General features: G+C 55.6%; 10 protein-coding genes. 7 read left to right on the top strand and 3 right to left on the bottom strand.

Annotated features, from left to right (window positions below; translation table 11 throughout):
• Window positions 1-42: 42 nt before the first annotated feature.
• The 3 genes from GA0071314_RS12910 to GA0071314_RS12900 all read right to left on the bottom strand — a co-directional run bounded on the left by GA0071314_RS12910 (window position 43) and on the right by GA0071314_RS12900 (window position 2,320).
• Window positions 43-258: a PA3496 family putative envelope integrity protein gene (locus GA0071314_RS12910; protein WP_074397027.1), complete on the bottom strand. Its 216-nt coding sequence runs from the start codon at window positions 256-258 to the stop codon at window positions 43-45.
• Window positions 259-396: 138 nt separating this feature from the next.
• The gene (locus tag GA0071314_RS12905; protein ID WP_074397026.1) at window positions 397-837 is read right to left on the bottom strand and encodes a PAS domain S-box protein; all 441 of its coding nucleotides are present in this window, start codon (window positions 835-837) and stop codon (window positions 397-399) included.
• A 169-nt stretch (window positions 838-1,006) separates the two neighbouring features.
• On the bottom strand, window positions 1,007-2,320 hold the full coding sequence (locus GA0071314_RS12900; protein WP_074397025.1) for an MFS transporter: 1,314 nt from the start codon (window positions 2,318-2,320) through the stop codon (window positions 1,007-1,009).
• Window positions 2,321-2,503: 183 nt separating this feature from the next.
• On the opposite strand from GA0071314_RS12900, the gene GA0071314_RS12895 reads away from it, so the two are divergent.
• From GA0071314_RS12895 to GA0071314_RS12865, 7 genes are all read left to right on the top strand, one after another.
• Entirely contained in the window at window positions 2,504-2,773 is a 270-nt protein-coding gene (locus tag GA0071314_RS12895) for a SelT/SelW/SelH family protein (RefSeq protein WP_074397024.1), read from the top strand.
• Window positions 2,770-3,639, top strand: coding sequence for a DMT family transporter (locus GA0071314_RS12890; RefSeq protein WP_074397023.1), 870 nt, complete (start codon window positions 2,770-2,772; stop codon window positions 3,637-3,639). The genes GA0071314_RS12895 and GA0071314_RS12890 overlap by 4 nt, the downstream gene beginning before the upstream one ends.
• Before the next feature lie 321 nt (window positions 3,640-3,960).
• On the top strand, window positions 3,961-5,436 hold the full coding sequence (locus tag GA0071314_RS12885) for a TolC family outer membrane protein (protein ID WP_074397022.1): 1,476 nt from the start codon (window positions 3,961-3,963) through the stop codon (window positions 5,434-5,436).
• A 144-nt stretch (window positions 5,437-5,580) separates the two neighbouring features.
• Window positions 5,581-7,749: a type I secretion system permease/ATPase gene (locus GA0071314_RS12880; RefSeq protein WP_074397021.1), complete on the top strand. Its 2,169-nt coding sequence runs from the start codon at window positions 5,581-5,583 to the stop codon at window positions 7,747-7,749.
• On the top strand, window positions 7,749-9,176 hold the full coding sequence (locus GA0071314_RS12875; RefSeq protein WP_074397020.1) for an HlyD family type I secretion periplasmic adaptor subunit: 1,428 nt from the start codon (window positions 7,749-7,751) through the stop codon (window positions 9,174-9,176). Before GA0071314_RS12880 ends, GA0071314_RS12875 begins: the two co-directional genes overlap by 1 nt.
• On the top strand, window positions 9,176-9,823 hold the full coding sequence (locus tag GA0071314_RS12870) for a response regulator transcription factor (RefSeq protein WP_074397019.1): 648 nt from the start codon (window positions 9,176-9,178) through the stop codon (window positions 9,821-9,823). Before GA0071314_RS12875 ends, GA0071314_RS12870 begins: the two co-directional genes overlap by 1 nt.
• A gap of 230 nt (window positions 9,824-10,053) precedes the next feature.
• The gene (locus GA0071314_RS12865) at window positions 10,054-20,643 is read left to right on the top strand and encodes an Ig-like domain-containing protein (RefSeq protein ID WP_074397018.1); all 10,590 of its coding nucleotides are present in this window, start codon (window positions 10,054-10,056) and stop codon (window positions 20,641-20,643) included.
• Window positions 20,644-20,656 lie beyond the last annotated feature (13 nt).

The raw sequence follows: 20,656 nt of genomic DNA, 5'->3' as shown, positions 1-20,656 counted from the left end.
GTGATGAAAGGCCAGTGATGGGGGAAAGGCCAATCCGAGGCCTTACTCTTCTTCGTCCCAGTCGTCCTCGATCGCACGCTTCAAGCGGCGTTCTTCAAGCCAAGCTTCCACCTGGCGTCGGGCGCGCAGGCTATCGGCTTTGCTAGTGGGGCGAGAACGACCGTAATGCTCGTCATTAACAGCGTCTAAGGTGTCGAAGTCATCCGATTCGGCGTCTTCGCGAGAGAAAGATTCACGACTCAAGGGGTCACGGCTCATGACATGCCCTCCAACCCAAGCCGGCGCACCGGCGTCACAATGGCTTCCCGGTAAACAAGCTGACAGGAAGCGCCTAGCGCTTTATCAGCGCCTTGCCGCTATATAACCCCGCTTAGGTTGAAGATCAAGTATTGCGGTTTATTTTTCCGCTTTTTCTTGTTGAGATTGCAGCGCGGCTAATGCCTGCTGTGCTTCAACCCGTTCAGTGACATCTTTCTGTACGCCGATGAAGTACATCAAGTTATCGGCTTCGTCGAAAACCGGCGTGATCGACAGCTCGTTCCAGAACATCGTGCCGTCTTTACGGTAGTTGCGCAGCACTTGCCGCGAGGGTTTACCTTCGCCCAGCGCCTCACGAATTGCTCCCAGCGGGGCTTGGTCGCGATCTTCATTCTGCAAAAAGCGGCAGTCCCGATATAAAATTTCATCGGCGCTGTAGCCCGTTAGACGCTCAAAGCCTTTGTTGACATAAATCAGGATATTTTCATCGCCTTCCTGTTCAGCAACGACAATGCCGTCTTCGGAAGCGTCAACCATGCGTTCGAGCAACGCCGGGCTAATCAAGGGAGATCGTTTCATCAAGGGGTCCTGTTGCAGCTCCAAACCTATCGCGGGACATTATCATGTTGATTGTCACGATGCAGTGCGCCCCGAACGATATAAATTATTATGATAGCAAATGATCGTTTCATAGTTGCCACCTGCCACCCATCATGGCGAGCGTTGCCGAGCATTGCAATCTTGAACGTTACTCTACTTCCGGTAATCGCTGGGCGCTAGCCATTGCCGCCAGAGCGGTGGCGGATAAAACAAGCAGCAAGGCGGCACTGCCTAACCATTGGGCAAGAAGGCCGATTACCCCGCCTACCGCCAACATCAGCCCGCCTGTCAGCGTGTTAGAAAGCGCGACATACAGAGCGCGGTCGTCCTGACTCGCCATATCGACGAGATAGGTTTTGCGCCCTAAACGTACGCCATGGTGAACAATCACCAGCAGCGCATAGACCAGCGCATAGGGCCATATGCGTTCGGAAAAGGCAGCCGGAAGCCACGTGATGCCAGCACCCAGCAAACAGCATAAGGTTGTGCCTATGGCTGCATCACGCATCACGCGACGGCTGGATTGATCTGCACGCTTGCCCCACACGGGGCTTGCCACCATCGCGGCCACCCCCGATACCACAACAAGCAGGCCCAGGCTGCTGAGTTCGGTGCCGCTTTGTTGTTGGCCCAACAGCGTTAAGTAGGGCAGTGCTAATGCACTGGAAAGCAGTAATGCCCTGGACAGGTTGAAGTGCAGAAACGTGCGGTCTTGCCTGAGTAATGACATTCCCAGCTTGATGCTGTCCCAGGCGTTTTCACCGCCTTCAACGGCGCCGGGCGTCTCCTTGATGCGCGCAGCACAGGCGCCATTGAGCGCCCAACCTAAAGCCGCAACCGCGAGTAAACCGGCGAGTGTGGTGCGGTCTGGCGAGTCGTCTAACAGTATCAATATAGCCCCCGCCGCGAGGGTGGCCGCCCCGGCAATGCTGCCGCTCCAGCCCATCAATGTACCGCGGCGGCGCTTAGCGATGGTTTTTCCCATCACGTCTTTGGTGGCGATGGAAGAAAGTCCACGGGCAAGCGACAGCATCACCAGTACCAGCAATACTAAGCTGCCTCCCAGGCCGCCACTGCTCCATAATGCAAGGCCCGCCAGCGCTAGCGCCGCTAAGGCCTGCAGACCTGCCCCGGCGACCCATACCCATTTCCGTTGTGGCTTAAGGCGGATAAAGCCAGCCACAAAAATCTGCGGTAGAAGCGAACCAGACTCACGAATCGGCACTAAAACACCCACCATCCACACCGGCGCGCCGATAATGCCCATCAGCCACGGCAATACCAACCGTGCGCTGGAGAGCTCATCCGCCAGCTTGTTGCCCAACGCGGCCGATAAGTGCAGCAAAAAGTTACGCGGTTGTTCATGGCAGGCGCTATCGGGGATGTCGTCACACATCCGGCTATCTTCGTCCCCGGTCAGCCACTCGTAAATTCGTGACTCTGAAAGATCATGACTGGCCATGCGCGCTCCTTGGCGATGCGATCCTGGGTAAACCGTTTGATTTGTTGAGTGTTTTTCTAATTACCATCATGCTTAATGACCGTGTTCTTATAGAGGAGGCTTTAAAATACGTGCCTTTTGGCAATATAGTCGTTAGGACAAAGCCCTTAAGGATAATGGCGAGTGTCGCCAAGGAGCTCAAGGATGTCGCGGATTCAAATTCGCTATTGCACGCAATGCCAGTGGCTGCTACGTAGTGCCTGGTATGCGCAGGAGTTGCTCTCCACCTTTGGCGAAACGCTGGATGAAGTGGCGCTTTGCCCCAGCCATGGCGGTACCTTTGAAGTTTGGTGCGACGACACGTTGCTTTGGGAACGCGAGCGCGATGGCGGCTTTCCTGATATCAAAACGCTCAAGCAGCGCGTGCGCGACCATGTCGAGCCTGCCCGCGACCTAGGGCATACCGACCGATGAATCAAGACCGCCAAGCGATCCTCTATGGCTTGGGTGCGGTGGCGTTGTGGTCCACCGTGGCCACTGCCTTCAAAGTTGCCTTGGTTTGGATGTCGCCCCTTGAGCTGATGTGGCTGGCAGCGTTGGTTTCATGGGCCCTGATGGGCGCTTTGGTGGTCTACCAGGGTAAAACCACAACGGCACTGAAGCACGGCTGGCGAACGGCTGCCTGGGCTGGGCTGATGAACCCAGTCGCCTATTACCTCGCGCTGTTTGCCGCCTACGACCGCTTGCCCGGCCAGGAAGCCATGGCGCTGAACTATACCTGGGCCCTGGCCATGGCGTTTCTTGCCGTACCGCTGTTAGGACACCGCTTAACGCGCGTCGATGTGGCCGCCGGGTTCGTCGCCTATGCGGGCGTTTGGGTGATCGCCACCCGCGGCGATGTATTTAACGTTCATTTTGCCGACCCCCTGGGCGTTATTTTCGCGTTAGCGTCTACGCTACTCTGGGCGTTTTACTGGTTGCTTAACGCCCGCGACAAGCGCCCACCATTGGTTGGGCAGTGGCAGAACTTCACGGTGGGGCTGCCGGTATTAACGATGCTGCTGTTATGGGGGCCAGGGTTTCAGTGGCATAGCCTCTCAGCACTAGGCGCCGGTATTTACGTGGGGCTTTTTGAAATGGGAATCGCATTTATTTTGTGGCAGCTCGCCGTTCACAAGGTGTCGCGCACCGCTAAGGTCTCCAATCTCATTTTTCTTTCCCCACCAGTGTCACTTTTGTTGCTTTTTATCGTCGTCGGCGAGTCGATTTACCCCTCAACTTTAATAGGCTTAGCGCTTATTTTGGCAGGCCTTGCCTGGCAACAAATGGGGAAATCCTAGGTCAGCATAATTATTATTTTGTACATTTTGTAATTTTGGATTACGATTACTTACATTAAGTATTCTGACGTAGCCTAGTAAGATGTAGACTATAAATAGGGAACACGTCATTAGGGTGCTTAAGCTCTTTTGATGAGAATCTTTCATACGCAAGGCTCAAGAGCCAAGCACCACCAAGGTAAGGAAGCCGGGAATGGATGCGCCGCCTGTACATATCGAGTGTTAGGTGAGTCCCGCGACAACAAATAACGTATCAATTGCTATCGGTGATTGCGGTGGTTTGTTGCAGTTACCGTCTCATAATCCATGAGGGGACCACAGATGAAAAAATTCAGCTGTACTAACGTGTTTTACCAGCGTTTCGGTTTAACACGCCTTATCCAGGCAGCCGCTATCGGCACCAGCATGACGCTGCTACCACTCAGTCAAGTGGTGGCGCAGTCGCTACCCTCCGATATGTCCATACCCGGCTCATCCAATCTGCAGGAAACGGTTCAGCAGGCGATCACCCAGAATCCCGAAGTCAATTCGGCGTTCCGCGCGTTCAATGCGTCGGGTTACGACAAAGCTGAAGCCCAGGGCGGTTATTTGCCCAGTGTGGACGCTACCGCGGGCGTAGGGCGAGAGTCTGTCGAAGGGGATGGGCGTGGCAGCTATGACACTGACTTCGTGCAGCTCGAATTAACCCAAATGGTTTACGATGGTTTTGCGACAGCCGGCCAAGTGGAGCAGCTAGACCGGGCGGAATTAGTGCGTTACTACGAACTGCTAGGCGCCAGTGAAACAGTCGCCCTTGAAGCGACCACTGCCTATGCGGATGTGCTTCGCTACCGTGAGCTGGTTCGCTTAGCCCAGGATAATTACCGCCAGCACATGCGCGTATATGACCAAATTGAAGAGCGCGCTCGCTCAGGCGCTGGGCGTGGTGTTGATCTGGAGCAAATTAGCGGCCGTGTTGCACTGGCTGAATCCAATTTGCTGACAGAAGCCTCAAATTTGCACGATGTTTCTGCACGCTATAACCGCATTGTTGGCGATTTGCCGGTTGAAAACCTGGCGGCGACGCCCGAGTTTTCTGATGAATTACCCAGTTCGGTGCAAGAGGCAGTCAATCTTGCCTTTGAAGGTAATCCTGACTTCCATGCCGCTATTGAAGATATTGCCGCGTCTCGCGCAGAGCAGGATATCGCGCAGGCAGGCTTCCATCCGCGGGTCGATATCGTTGGACGTACCGGCAGTAATAACGATGACTCGGCGGCGATAGGTCGTCGTGATCAAAGCAGCATTGAGCTTGTTGCCAGCATGAACTTATACCGTGGCGGCTCGGACTTGGCTTCATTTCGTGCAGCAAGCGAGCGCATCGAGGAAGCCGTCGATAATCGCGAGCTGGCCTGTCACAACGTTCGTCAAACCGCCCAAATCGCTTATGCGGATACTCAGCGACTGCGTGAGCAGATGCAGTACCTGAATCAGCATCGCCAGTCGATTGATCGTGTACGTGGCGCCTACCAGCAGCAGTTCGACATCGGCGAGCGAACCTTGCTCGACGTGCTGGACAGCGAGAATGAGTTCTTTGAAGCCAGCCGCGCCTACGTCAATGCCCAGTATGACGTCGCCATTGCCGATGCTGAGACGCTAGCCTCAATGGGGCAGTTGATGCAAACGCTGGACGTATCACGCGCCGACATGCCGAGTCTGTCAGACCTGGGTAGCGATGGTGTTGAACTGGATGCCGACTCTATCTGCCCGACTCAAGCACCTGCCAATTATACCCTTGAGGACTTGGTTGGCAGTTGATCTACTGGCAGTAACGACCTGAGTCATTCTTAGTCCAGTAAACCGATTGAGACTCAGACGTCCAGTGGCGGTTAATGCTGCTGGACGGTCAAGCATGCGATGATGTCGCAGTGTCGACTATCTTCTGGCTGTTATGAGGCGTATGTGACGCAAGAAAATGACAACTCCGTACCTGAGTCGCCGCAAGAAACGGGCTTGGATGAGCTTCTAGAGTGTTTGATCGCTGTGGCGGCCATTCACCACCACGATGCTACACGGGAAGCGTTGGTCGCCGGTCTTCCGCTTGAGGAGGGCAAACTCACCCCTGGCGTGCTGGGGCGTGCGGCAGCTCGCGCAGACCTAACCGCTCGGATAGTCAAGTCACGTCTTTCGCAGCTAAACCCCGCCCTGTTTCCGGCCATTTTACTGCTTGAGGCCGGAAGAGCCTGTGTGCTGCTTAGTGTGGATCTTAAAAATGCTCAGGCAGAAGTCATTTTTCCTGAACTGGGTGAAGCCAGCTCTATTGTGAGCCTCTCAGGCTTGCAAGAGGCTTACAGCGGTCAAGCGGCATATGTAAGGCCTAAATACCGCTTTGATGCGCGTGGCCCCGAAGTTAAGCAGCAGCGCTCTCGACACTGGTTTTGGGGCGTGATAAGCGAGAACCGCAAGCTTTATCGAGACGTTTTGATAGGGTCGCTGGTGATCAACCTGTTCGCCATCGCGATGCCACTGTTCGTCATGAACGTCTATGACCGCGTTGTGCCCAACGCGGCCACCGAGACCTTGTGGGTGCTTGCCGTTGGTATTTTCATTGTATTGTGTTTTGACTTGGCACTGCGCTTGATGCGCAACGCCTTTGTTGATTTGGCGGCCAGTCGGGCGGATGTAAAGCTTACCTCCAGCATCATGTCACGCGTATTGGGCATGCGCATGGAGGCTAAACCAGCATCGACCGGCTCGTTCACGTCGACCCTGCAGTCATTTGAATCCGTGCGGGCGTTTATTGGCTCGGCCACTGTCGTGGCGCTGGTGGATCTGCCTTTTGTGATTCTCTTTGCCGCGATTATTGCCTTGATCGGGGTGCCTTTGGTAATTCCGATCGTCGTCGGTGCGGTATTTGTCTTTCTCTATGCGTTGGCCGCCCAGAGTAAATTGCACGAACTCTCCGAAACCACATGGCGTATTGGTGCACAGCGCAATTCCACGCTGGTCGAGGCCGTCGCGAACTTGGAAACCGTCAAAACATTGCGTAGTGAAAGCCGGTTGCAAGGCAACTGGGAGCGCGCGTCGGCTTTTCTATCGCGCACGGCAGCGCAGCTTCGTCTGGTTAGCTCGTCGGTCACCAGCGTAGCGCTATGGACGCAGCATACGGTGGCGGTGGCGATTATCGTCATTGGGGTGTATTTGATCATTGAAGGTGACTTAACCCAAGGGGGATTGATTGCTGCTTACTTGCTGTCTTCTCGGGCTATGGCACCCATTAGCCAAGCCGCGGGGTTGATGGCTCAGTACCATCAATCCTCCACCGCACTGCAGTCGCTCAATGGCGTGATGGAAAAGCCCACCGAACGTATCGAGGGAAAAGCCTACATTAGTCGCCCTGTCGTAAGGGGCGCGGTTCAATTCGACGGCGTGAGCCTCAGCTACCCCGAGGCGGAAAGCAACGCCCTGAACAATGTTAGCTTTCGCTTAAAAGCGGGCGAAAAAGTCGCGTTGATTGGCCGTATCGGCTCAGGTAAATCAACCCTCAGCAAACTGTTGCTGGCGCTTTATCAGCCCACGGCCGGTGCCGTATTGCTGGATGACGTTGATATACGCCAGTACGACCCCACGCAACTGCGACGACACATTGGCTACGTACCACAAGATATAGCGTTATTTTTTGGCAGTCTGCGCGACAATATCCTGGCAGGGGCAGGCAGTGAAGGCGTTGATGATGACGCGCTTCTGGAAGCCGTCAGGTTGAGTGGCCTTGAGTCGTTGGTAAAATCACATCCTCACGGGCTTGATCTACCGGTTGGTGAGGGTGGCAACATGCTCTCTGGGGGGCAACGCCAATCAGTCGCGATAGCGCGAGCGCTGGTGAGCAACCCTAGCGTGCTGCTGTTGGATGAGCCCACCAGTGCGATGGACCACGCCAGTGAGGAAGTATTAAAGAAAAACCTCACGCATTTTAGTCAACAAAAGACCATGGTGATCGTCACTCACCGTACGTCGCTACTCTCGCTCGTTGATCGCATCATCGTCATGGACGCGGGTAAAATCGTCGCGGACGGTCCGCGCGAGCAAGTCGTCGAAGCCTTGCGTAAGGGCCAAGTCGGGAGGGCGAATTAATGGCGAAAAAGCGTAAATCTGCCGAACAGCAGGGCTTTGAAGCGCTGGGCCGGTTTAGTGAAAAAGGTGGAAAGCCTTTTCGCCCGTTTATGGATCGACTGTTTTCAAAGCGCGTCACGTCGGCCCACTTAAACCGAGACTGGGCAAGCGATGCCGATTGGGCGCGCATGCAGCAAGACCCGCTCCGCGCACGCGGGTTCCTTTATGGCATTGTCCTTGCCTTGATCGCGCTGCTTATCTGGGCTTTCTTTGCTGAAATTGACGAAGTCACCCGCGGTCAGGGGCGTGTGATTCCCGCGCAACAGCTGCAGCGCGTTCAGTCATTTGATGGCGGTGTCGTAGAGGAAATCCTCGTCGAAGAAGGGCAAATGGTCGAGGCAGGCGAAATTATTATGCGCGTCGACCCCACGCGCTTCGTCTCCGATTTCCGTGAAAACCGGGTTCAAGCTCAATCGCTAAGAGCCCGTGCCGAGCGTCTTCGTGCCCTGGTGACGGATACCGCCTTTTCTCCCGACGACGATTTGCTGGCTGAGGCGCCGTTAGCGGTTTCTCAAGAGCGTGAAGTCTACGCAAGCCGACTCAATGAATTGCGCGAGCAGGAAACCGTCATCCGTGACCGGATTCGTCAGCGTGATGCCGAGCTGCTTGAAGCACAGCTGAAGCGCGATACGGCGAACCGCGAGTTGCAAATGGCCAATGAGGAACTCCAGCTCACCCGTCCTCTGTTATCGTCGGGGGCGGTATCCGAAGTGGAAGTGCTGCGTTTGGAACGCGAAGTGTCCCGTAATCGAGGCGAGCGCGATCAGGCCAATGCAGCCATCGAGCGGCTGGAAGCGGCTGTCGAAGAAAGCGAATCACAGTTGCGCGAGTTGGGTGCTGAACGCCGTGGCCAATGGCGCAACGACCTGGCCGACACGCTCAGTGAAATTTCGGCGCTCAATGAGGGCAGTTCAGGGCTGGAGAATCGCGTTCAGTTAGCCGACATTCGCGCGCCAGTGAAAGGGATTGTTCAGACACTGCACATCACGACCATTGGTGGCGTTGCCCAGGCCGGGCAGGAAGTGGTCGACATTATTCCCACCGATGACCGGCTATTGGTTGAGGCGCGCATTGCCCCCCAAGATATTGCCTTCCTGAGCCCTGGGCAGGACGCCACCGTCAAACTAACGGCTTACGACTATTCCCAGTATGGCGGTTTGAAAGCCGAGCTCGAAAACATCAGTGCCGACACAATTACCGATGATGATGACAACACCTTTTACCGCGTGCGGGTGCGTACCGAGCAGGGTGAGATCAATAACGAAGAAATGGACATCATTCCCGGCATGACGGCCCAGGTCGATATCATGACCGGCAAGCGCACAGTGATGGAATTCCTCCTGAAGCCCGTCCTGCGAGCATGGAATAATTCATTAGGGGAACGCTGATGAAACACCTTTTTGTCGCTCAAGATAAAACGCTGATGCCTCGCTGGCAGGCCGCTTTTGCTGAGGCCAAATGCGTTTCCCCTGAACAGGCCGAACGTCTGGGCGATGCTGACACGCTGGTGTGGGTGTTGAAAGAGGAGCAAGAAACCGACGGGCCTTCCCTGGTGCGACGTATTGCCAAGCAATCCACCGTTGTGGTGCTCTCGATGATGCCCGACAACACCGCCGCCATCGATGCGCTACAGCAAGGTGCCCGAGGGTATGCCCACGCTCTTAGCCCGACCGAAATCCTGAAGCAGATCGCCATGGTGGTCATGAACCAGGGAATCTGGGTGCCGCCTGATGTGATGGCGCAAGTCATGGGTAGTACCTGGCGGCTTCTCAATGGTGACCAGCAGCTTCAATCATCGGTACTTGAAGCGCTGACCCAACGCGAGCGTGAAGTGGCTTTGGCGGTGGCGAAAGGGGCCAGCAATAAAGTCGTGGCCCGGGAACTCGATATTACTGAAAGAACGGTAAAAGCCCACTTGACCGCCATTTTCAGCAAGCTGGACATTCATGATCGACTTCAGTTGATCATTAAGCTAACGGGGAAAGGTTCATCGGCAGGGGTCAGTGACATCCCCAGTTTCTCCTCTTCCAAGTAGCCAGTATCAGGCGGCGATATTGTCATCTTTGATAGCGATATAGCACTCCCGCCTCATCCATTCGTTCATTATTTGCCCCTGGCGTGTGCTTAACGCCACCGCAGCATGTATGACGTGCTTACCAAAATAGTCCTCCTCCCTGTACCACGGTCCAATACTAAGCCTCTCCAACCTCGCCTAATCTAGTTATCAATACAAAACCCTATTTTTGTCGTTAGAGGATGACTCCTATGAGCATTGCAACCGTTGTCGCGATTTCTGGTCAGGCATGGGCACGAGACCCTGATGGCAATCTGCGTGAGCTTGCTATCGGTGACGCCCTTGAAGAGGGCGAAACGCTTGTCACCTCTAGCAACGGCAGTGTTCAGCTTGATTTTGACGACGGCTTGCCAGCAACCACGATTGGCGCTGACGAAGAAGTGGCAATGTCCAATGACGTGGATGCCGAAAATGCCCCTGACCAAGACGAAACGGTCGCCCAGGACAGCGAAGTAGAAGCGCTGCTCTCCGCACTCGAAGATGAAGATGGGGACCTGCTCGAACTGCTTGAAGCGACCGCTGCAGGAGGTGGTGCTGCCGGTGGTGGTGGCGGAGGCTCCGACTTCGTCCAGCTCGCACGTATCGAAGAATCTGTTCAGGGTTTGCAGTATGACTATGCAAGTGGCGTCGAGGGTGGTCCTGACACAGTCGAGTTTGCAGAGGTGCCGACTGCTGACGAAGAAGGCGGAGCTGACGATACCGTTGCGGTGGCAGGCATTATTCTTGACCCCATCACGGGCGATGACACGATCAACGAAACCGAAGCCGGTCAGATCATTACGCTCACCGGTAGTGTGACCGGCGATGCGGGTGAAGGCGACACGGTTACCCTGAGTATTGGCGACCAGACCTACAGCGGTTTGGTTGACGCGGATGGTAATTTTGCCATCGACGTTGATGGTGACGTACTTGCCGCCAACGATACCGTTGATGCCAATGTTTCTGGTAGCGACGACGCAGGTAACGAGTTCAGCGCGGATACTACTCGTGATTATGAGGTGGACACCACTGCCGAAGCCGGAATTACCATCGACCCGGTCACCGACGACAACACCATCAACGAAACCGAAGCCGGCCAGACCATTGCGATCACCGGTAGCGTCACCGGCGATGCCGCCGAAGGCGACACCGTCACCCTGACGATTGGCGAGAACGAATACACCGGCCAGGTGGATGCCGACGGCAACTACTCCATTGATGTAGACGGCAATGTGCTTGCCGAAAACGACACCATCGAAGCCAATGTCAGCGGTACCGATGACGCCGGTAACGAATTCAGCGCCGACAATAGCCGCGACTACAACGTTGATACCGAAGCCAGCGCCACGATCAGCATTGATCCGGTCACCGACGACAACACCATCAACGAAACCGAAGCCGGCCAGACCATTGCGATCACCGGTAGCGTTTCCGGCGATGCCGCCGAAGGCGACACCGTCACCCTGACCGTGGGCGATCAAAGCTACGAAGGCACCGTGGGTGAAGACCTCACCTACAGCATCGATGTGGACGGCAATGTACTCGCCGAAAACGACGCCATCGAAGCCAATGTCAGCGGTACCGATGACGCCGGTAACGAATTCAGCGCCGACAATAGCCGCGACTACAACGTTGATACCGAAGCCAGCGCCACGATCAGCATTGATCCGGTCACCGACGACAACACCATCAACGAAACCGAAGCCGGCCAGACCATTGCGATCACCGGTAGCGTCACCGGCGATGCCGCCGAAGGCGACACCGTTACGCTGATCATCGGCGAGAACGAATACACCGGCCAGGTGGATGCCGACGGCAACTACTCCATTGATGTAGACGGCGATGTGCTCGCCGAAAACGACACCATCGAAGCCAATGTCAGCGGTACCGATGACGCCGGTAACGAATTCAGCGCGGACAATAGCCGTGACTACAACGTTGATACCGAAGCCAGCGCCACGATCAGCATTGACGCTATCACCGGTGACGACGTGATCAACGGTGAAGAAGCGGAAGAAGGCAACCAGATCACCATCACCGGTAGCGTCACTGGCGACGCCGCCGAAGGCGACACCGTTACGCTGAACGTTGGTGAGAATGAATACACAGGCCAAGTAGACGCTGAAGGCAACTACGCGATTGAAGTGGATGGGGATGTTCTGGCATCGAATGACAACATTCGAGCCAACGTTTCTGGCACTGACGAAGCGGGTAATGAATTCAGCGCGGACAACGCCCGCGAGTATATGGTCGATACCACCGCTGAAGCGGGCATAACCATTGATCCGGTCACCGATGACAACACCGTCAACGAAACCGAAGCCGGCCAGACCATTGCGATCACCGGTAGTGTTACCGGCGATGCCGCCGAAGGCGACACCGTCACCCTGACCGTGGGCGACCAAAGTTACGAAGGCACCGTGGGTGAAGATCTGACCTACAGCATCGACGTGGACGGCAATGTACTCGCCGAAAACGACACCATCGAAGCCAATGTCAGCGGTACCGATGACGCCGGTAACGAATTCAGCGCCGACAATAGCCGCGACTACAACGTCGATACCGAAGCCAGCGCCACGATCAGCATTGATCCGGTCACCGACGACAACACCGTCAATGAAACCGAAGCCGGCCAGACCATTGCGATCACCGGTAGCGTCACCGGCGATGCCGCCGAAGGCGACACCGTCACCCTGACCGTGGGCGACCAAAGTTACGAAGGCACCGTGGGTGAAGATCTGACCTACAGCATCGACGTGGACGGCGATGTACTCGCCGAAAACGACACCATCGAAGCCAATGTCAGCGGTAGTGACGACGCCGGTAACGAATTTAGCGCGGATGCCAGTCGTGATTATGAGGTAGACACCACTGCCGAAGCCGGTATCACTATCGATCCGGTCACCGACGACAACACCATCAACGAAACCGAAGCCGGCCAGACCATTGCGATCACCGGTAGCGTTACCGGCGATGCCGCCGAAGGCGACACCGTCACCCTGACGATTGGCGAGAACGAATACACCGGCCAGGTGGATGCCGATGGCAACTACTCCATTGATGTAGACGGCAATGTGCTTGCCGAAAACGACACCATCGAAGCCAATGTCAGCGGTACCGATGACGCCGGTAACGAATTTAGCGCCGACAATAGCCGCGACTACAACGTTGATACCGAAGCCAGCGCCACGATCAGCATTGATCCGGTCACCGACGACAACACCGTCAATGAAACCGAAGCCGGCCAGACCATTGCGATCACCGGTAGCGTCACCGGCGATGCCGCCGAAGGCGACACCGTCACCCTGACCGTGGGCGACCAAAGTTACGAAGGCACCGTGGGTGAAGATCTGACCTACAGCATCGACGTGGACGGCAATGTACTCGCCGAAAACGACACCATCGAAGCCAATGTTAGCGGTACCGATGACGCCGGTAACGAATTTAGCGCCGACAATAGCCGCGACTACAACGTTGATACCGAAGCCAGCGCCACGATCAGCATTGATCCGGTCACCGATGACAACACCGTCAACGAAACCGAAGCCGGCCAGACCATTGCGATCACCGGTAGCGTTACCGGCGATGCCGCCGAAGGCGACACCGTCACCCTGACCGTGGGCGACCAAAGTTACGAAGGCACCGTGGGTGAAGATCTGACCTACAGCATCGACGTGGACGGCAATGTGCTTGCCGAAAACAACACCATCGAAGCCAATGTCAGCGGTAGTGACGACGCCGGTAACGAATTTAGCGCGGATGCCAGTCGTGATTATGAGGTAGACACCACTGCCGAAGCCGGTATCACTATCGATCCGGTCACCGATGACAACACCGTCAACGAAACCGAAGCCGGCCAGACCATTGCGATCACCGGTAGCGTCACCGGCGATGCCGCCGAAGGCGACACCGTCACCCTGACGATTGGCGAGAACGAATACACCGGCCAGGTGGATGCCGATGGCAACTACTCCATTGATGTAGACGGCAATGTGCTTGCCGAAAACGACACCATCGAAGCCAATGTTAGCGGTACCGATGACGCCGGTAACGAATTCAGCGCGGACAATAGCCGCGACTACAACGTTGATACCGAAGCCAGCGCCACGATCAGCATTGATCCGGTCACCGATGACAACACCGTCAACGAAACCGAAGCCGGCCAGACCATTGCGATTACCGGTAGCGTTACCGGCGATGCCGCCGAAGGCGACACCGTCACCTTGACCGTGGGCGATCAAAGCTACGAAGGCACCGTGGGTGAAGACCTCACCTACAGCATCGATGTAGACGGCAATGTGCTTGCCGAAAACAACACCATCGAAGCCAATGTCAGCGGTAGTGACGACGCCGGTAACGAATTTAGCGCGGATGCCAGTCGTGATTATGAGGTAGACACCACTGCCGAAGCCGGTATCACTATCGATCCGGTCACCGACGACAACACCATCAACGAAACCGAAGCCGGCCAGACCATTGCGATTACCGGTAGCGTTTCCGGCGATGCCGCCGAAGGCGACACCGTCACCCTGACGATTGGCGAGAACGAATACACCGGCCAGGTGGATGCCGATGGCAACTACTCCATTGATGTAGACGGCAATGTGCTTGCCGAAAACGACACCATCGAAGCCAATGTCAGCGGTAGTGACGACGCCGGTAACGAATTTAGCGCGGATGCCAGTCGTGATTATGAGGTAGACACCACTGCCGAAGCCGGTATCACTATCGATCCGGTCACCGATGACAACACCGTCAACGAAACCGAAGCCGGCCAGACCATTGCGATCACCGGTAGCGTCACCGGCGATGCCGCCGAAGGCGACACCGTCACCCTGACGATTGGCGAGAACGAATACACCGGCCAGGTGGATGCCGATGGCAACTACTCCATTGATGTAGACGGCAATGTGCTTGCCGAAAACGACACCATCGAAGCCAATGTCAGCGGTACCGATGACGCCGGTAACGAATTTAGCGCCGACAATAGCCGCGACTACAACGTTGATACCGAAGCCAGCGCCACGATTAGCATTGACGCTATCACCGGTGACGACGTGATCAACGGTGAAGAAGCGGAAGAAGGCAACCAGATCACCATCACCGGTAGCGTCACTGGCGACGCCGCCGAAGGCGACACCGTTACGCTGAACGTTGGTGAGAATGAATACACAGGCCAAGTAGACGCTGAAGGCAACTACGCGATTGAAGTGGATGGGGATGTTCTGGCATCGAATGACAACATTCGAGCCAACGTTTCTGGCACTGACGAAGCGGGTAATGAATTCAGCGCGGACAACGCCCGCGAGTATATGGTCGATACCACCGCTGAAGCGGGCATAACCATTGATCCGGTCACCGACGACAACACCGTCAACGAAACCGAAGCCGGCCAGACCATTGCGATCACCGGTAGTGTTACCGGCGATGCCGCCGAAGGCGACACCGTCACCCTGACCGTGGGCGATCAAAGCTACGAAGGCACCGTGGGTGAAGATCTGACCTACAGCATCGATGTAGACGGCAATGTACTCGCCGAAAACGACACCATCGAAGCCAATGTCAGCGGTACCGATGACGCCGGTAACGAATTTAGCGCGGACAATAGCCGCGACTACAACGTCGATACCGAAGCCAGCGCCACGATCAGCATTGATCCGGTCACCGACGACAACACCGTCAATGAAACCGAAGCCGGCCAGACCATTGCGATCACCGGTAGCGTCACCGGCGATGCCGCCGAAGGCGACACCGTCACCCTGACCGTGGGCGATCAAAGCTACGAAGGCACCGTGGGTGAAGACCTCACCTACAGCATCGATGTAGACGGCAATGTACTCGCCGAAAACGACACCATCGAAGCCAATGTCAGCGGTACCGATGACGCCGGTAACGAATTTAGCGCGGACAATAGCCGCGACTACAACGTCGATACCGAAGCCAGCGCCACGATCAGCATTGATCCGGTCACCGACGACAACACCATCAACGAAACCGAAGCCGGCCAGACCATTGCGATCACCGGTAGCGTCACCGGCGATGCCGCCGAAGGCGACACCGTCACCCTGACCGTGGGCGATCAAAGCTACGAAGGCACCGTGGGTGAAGACCTCACCTACAGCATCGATGTGGACGGCAATGTACTCGCCGAAAACGACACCATCGAAGCTAACGTCACCGGCACTGACGACGCCGGCAACGACTTTAGCGCTGATGCTAGCCGCGACTACAACGTGGCCCCCGACGCCCAAGACGACACCAACGAAGTCGCCTTCGATGAAACCCTTACCGTTGGCGAAGATAACGGCGTGTTGTCCAACGATACTGACCCCGATGACGACCCGCTAACCGTTAGCGCTGTCGAAGGGAGCGCCGCAAACGTTGGCGAACCTATCCAGGGACAGTTTGGCACGCTGACGCTCAACGGCGACGGCAGCTACGACTATGTCTCAAATCAGCCTCAACCAGTGCTTTACGGGTTTGTGGAGGGTGACGATCAGCTTCAGAACAACCTGCTGAATAACTTCACGCTTGATACTGCAGCCATGCAGCGAATAGAGGTGACTGACGGCAAAGGTGTTGGCGTCGCAGGTAGTGACGGTCGCGATGTGCCCGAGCAGATCAACGATAACGGCGAAGTCATGGTCGCCGATATGGGCGACAGCATCGAAGGCGCCGGCTTCTCCTTCGGCGTTACCAATCTGTTCAATAACGAAAATGGCGGTGAAAGCGGCGCCTGGTACACCTACAACGAAGCCGGTGAATTGGTCGGTAGCGGTACCTTTGGACCTGATGATGTTGCTTACCAGAATGGAAGCAATAACGTTGGCCGGGTCAATGTCTCTGCAGACGACGCAGGTGACTTCCGTTACATCGCCTTTGAAGGTCTCGCTTACGAGAACAGCGATGTGGACACTGACGGTGGCGACTACTTCCTCACCGATATCACGCTGCAGGAAAGCTTCGACTACACCATCACGGATGGTCAAGGCGGCACCGACAGCGCCACGCTAACCGTGGATTCCACCAGCAATCTAGCAGGCTACGAAGCACCATTGACTCTCGAAGCGAGTCAAGAAGCGTTGGTTGACGAAGATGGCCTGGAAAATGGTATTGCGGGTGGTCCTGGCGATCGCGAAGGCCAAGGCAGCGATGAGAGCACCTTCACCGGCAAAATTGGCGTAGCAGGGGCTGAGTCGCTCGACTTTGCAGGCATGAATGGCCAAACCGCCACGGTGGGTCAGGAGCAGGTCAACTACGGCTGGGCGAATGGCGTGTTAACCGCCACTATCTCAGAGAGCCCTGCAGAAGGCCGCGAAGGCGAAGCGCTGTTTACTGTTGAGCTTGATGACGAAGGCAACTACACCGTCACGTTGCTGGAAAACGTCCTCCACGAAACCCTCGATGGTGAGGACGGCGACAACACTGAAAACGATGCCAGTGTAGCGCTTGAGTACACCGCCCAAAACGCCGATGGCGAAACCCAGAGCGGCACACTCACGCTCGACTTCAACGATGACACCCCGACCGTAGACGAAGCCGATACGGTCACCGTCACCAATGAGGGTATTCCCAACATCTACGTGGGCAATGTCGACTTCACCGGCAACAACGGTAGTCAGTCGCAGTTCAGCTTTGCCGACGGCAATGTGGTGGTAACGGCACAAGGGTTTGAAGGTAAATACGATCTTGATTTGGTCGACGCAGATGTAAATCAATCTAGCGATGGCCTTGGCGTGGATAGCGATGCGTCGCCTTACCACAACCTGGACAATGAGATCGACTTCCGCAAAACAGCAGACGATGAAGCCTCTGAAACGCTAACTATCGCGCTGCAAAATGGCCAAGTTGCTTACGGTGCCAATATCGAATTCGCCAAAATGTTCGGCGGCGAGCTGGAAACCGGGGTAGCTGAGTTCTACCGCGACGGTGAACTGATTTCTACACAGTCGTTTAGCTCCGATGCCAACAGTGGTAACTATGCGGATAACTTCCAGGTGGAAGATGGTGGCTTCGATACCATCGTGCTAAAAGCCGATGACAACGGCAAAGGCCCCAACCACAACGACAATAGCGACTTCACTGTCTCGTCCATCGAGTTCACCGGCTCTACCGGCGCGCCGATTGGCTACGCGAAAAGCTCGCTTGACGTCAATTACGGTGCCGATGGCCCCGGCAGCCTTGCATTAACCGGCCTGGCCGGTAACGTTGCCCTGAAAGACGGCTCCCCGGTTACCGATATCGACACCAGCGACAACGCCATTGTGGCGCGTGACGGTGATGGCGAAATGGTCTTCCAGCTTCAGCTAACACCAGCAACCGGGCAGTGGGAATTCTTCCAGTACCAGCAATTGGCAAGCAGTGACATAGCGTTTGATTACCAAGTCACCGATGCTGATGGCGACAGCGTTGATGGAAGCTTTGCACTTGAGGCGATGGCCAACAGCGCACCGGAATCCACCGATGATGAGGTGGACGCCAACGCCGGTGAAGGGCTGGTGTTGACCACGGCTGACTTCGGTGAGTTCAGCGACCCAGATAGCGATGACCAACTGGAAGCCGTACGTATCGACTCGCTTCCTGATGCGAATGCAGGTGCATTGACGCTTAATGGTGAAGCCGTAGAAGCAGGTGACGTCATCAGCACAGACGCCATCGCAAATGGCGAACTGGTCTACACCCAAACCAACGACGCTGCTGAAGATACCGCTTTCGACTTTAGCGTATCGGACGGCCTCGCCTGGTCTGAGGATAGCTACTCGCTAACGGTGAATGCGGATGCGGTGCCCACCGCGTCGGGTGAAACGCGCAGCATGGATTTTGCGGCCGCCACGGCTGATCCGGTAAGCAGCAACATCTACCTGACGCTGGACACCTCCGGCAGCATGAACGACAAGATCCAGCAATCTAACGGCCAAGAAACCACGCGCTTCGAGCTAGCTAAAGAAGCATTAGTCAACATGATTAACAGCTACGAGGGAATGGGGAGCGTACAGGTTAAACTGACGACCTTTAACGCCTCGGCCACTGACCATGGCTGGAAGAACGCAGAAGATGCCATTGCGCTGATCGAGCAACTTCAAGCTGGTGGTAACACCAACTACGAAGACGCGGTTGCCAAAACGGTTGACGATGCCAACGACGCTCCTGCAGCCGACCAAACCGCAGCATACTTTATCTCGGATGGTGAGCCGACCACTGAAAACTATGATTGGGGCGGCGAAGAGCCTGGCTTATTGGATGGTATCTATCAGGATGATTGGAACGATTTTGTTTCCAACCATATCGATTCGCTCAATGTGGTAGCGCTTGGTAGCGGAATTAACAACACCTACTATCTGGATCAACTGGCTGAAGCAGGCAATAACGTTTCCGAAACGCTGGTGGTCGAGGATGAAAATGGCCTTGATGAGGCGATTGATCCGGTTCGCCTCACGCTTAACGGTGATTTGAACGACAACGTTACCGGCGGTGACGGTACGATCAGCTTTGATTCGATTACGGTCGATGGTACTACCTACACTGCGGCTGACTTTGCTGACGGCTCCACCATAGCGCTACAAGGCGATGGCCAGCTGGCGGTAGATTTTGCAGCTGGCACCTACATCTACACGGCTACCGCTAGTGAGTTCCTGGCGGATACCCAGAAGCAGTTTACCGTTACAGCCTCCGATGCGGATGGCGATACGGCTAACTTTGATGTCATCTTTGATATCAACGTTGACACCCAGCCCACCGCCAGCGACGAACAAGCGCTGACCGCGGATGGCAGTCTGGAAGGCAACCTGCTGGATAACGTCGACTTTGGCTCGGATGGTCAAGGTACAAGTGGTGGTCTCAAGTCTCTGAAGGTCGGAGATGTGAGTTACACGCCTGACGAGAACGGCCAAGTGACGGTGAACAACGTACTGGGTGGCACGCTTAACGCCAACCTCACCACCGGTGAGTACACGTTGAGCGGAGCGGCGCTTGGGTCCACCACGCTGCAAGTCCTGGCCGAAGATGCCGACGGTGACGAGGTTGCTTTCGACTTCGACATCACCAGCGCGGGTGATAACACCAAGACTGAAACGGACGATTTCAATTCAGGTGGCGAAGGTTGGACATACGAAGGAGTAGGGGCCACGTTAACTGATGGAGGCAACGTTGAAATTCAGTCTCATAGTTCAGTGATGAAAACCTATTCAGGCTTTAATCCAGGCGATACGGTAGAGATCAGCTTTGATGCATGGACGTCAACTGGTTTGAATAGCTGGGAGGATAATAATGGCCGTTGGGGAGATGAATTTACCGTCGAAGCTAACGGCGACGAAAAAATCCAGCACAGGGGTGGTTTTGACGACAAGATTAAGCTTGAGGCTATCGCCAATGACGAGGGCAATATTGAGCTAAAAATTGATAATAACAGTTCTTCATGGGGTGAAAATCTCTACATCGACAACGTAGAACTGACCAGTGGCTCGTCAGTCGGCAACATCCTTGTCGGCGATGACGACAGTGCCGAACAGTTCGTGCTGGACGACAGCTCAGACGACGTCACTATCGAGCGTTTTGATGTAGCCAACGATGTGCTGGATCTCTCCGATCTGCTGAATGATGACGAGGGCCAGTCATTGGATGATTACTTCGTGACCGCCAGCAATGAAGGCAGCAATGATGTAAATATCGCGATTACCCAGAAGAACGGCCAGGGCGACAGCAAGAGCGTGACCCTGAAGGATGTCTCCGCAGAAGATCTGGGCGCAGGCCCCAATGGCGATCTAACCCACTTGATCCAGGATGGCAAGCTCGACATCGAGTAAGCCTGAACGGTCC

The sequence above is a fragment of the Halomonas sp. HL-93 genome (assembly GCF_900086985.1).
Lineage (GTDB): Bacteria > Pseudomonadota > Gammaproteobacteria > Pseudomonadales > Halomonadaceae > Vreelandella.
This window is presented reverse-complemented; position numbering and strand designations above follow the sequence as displayed.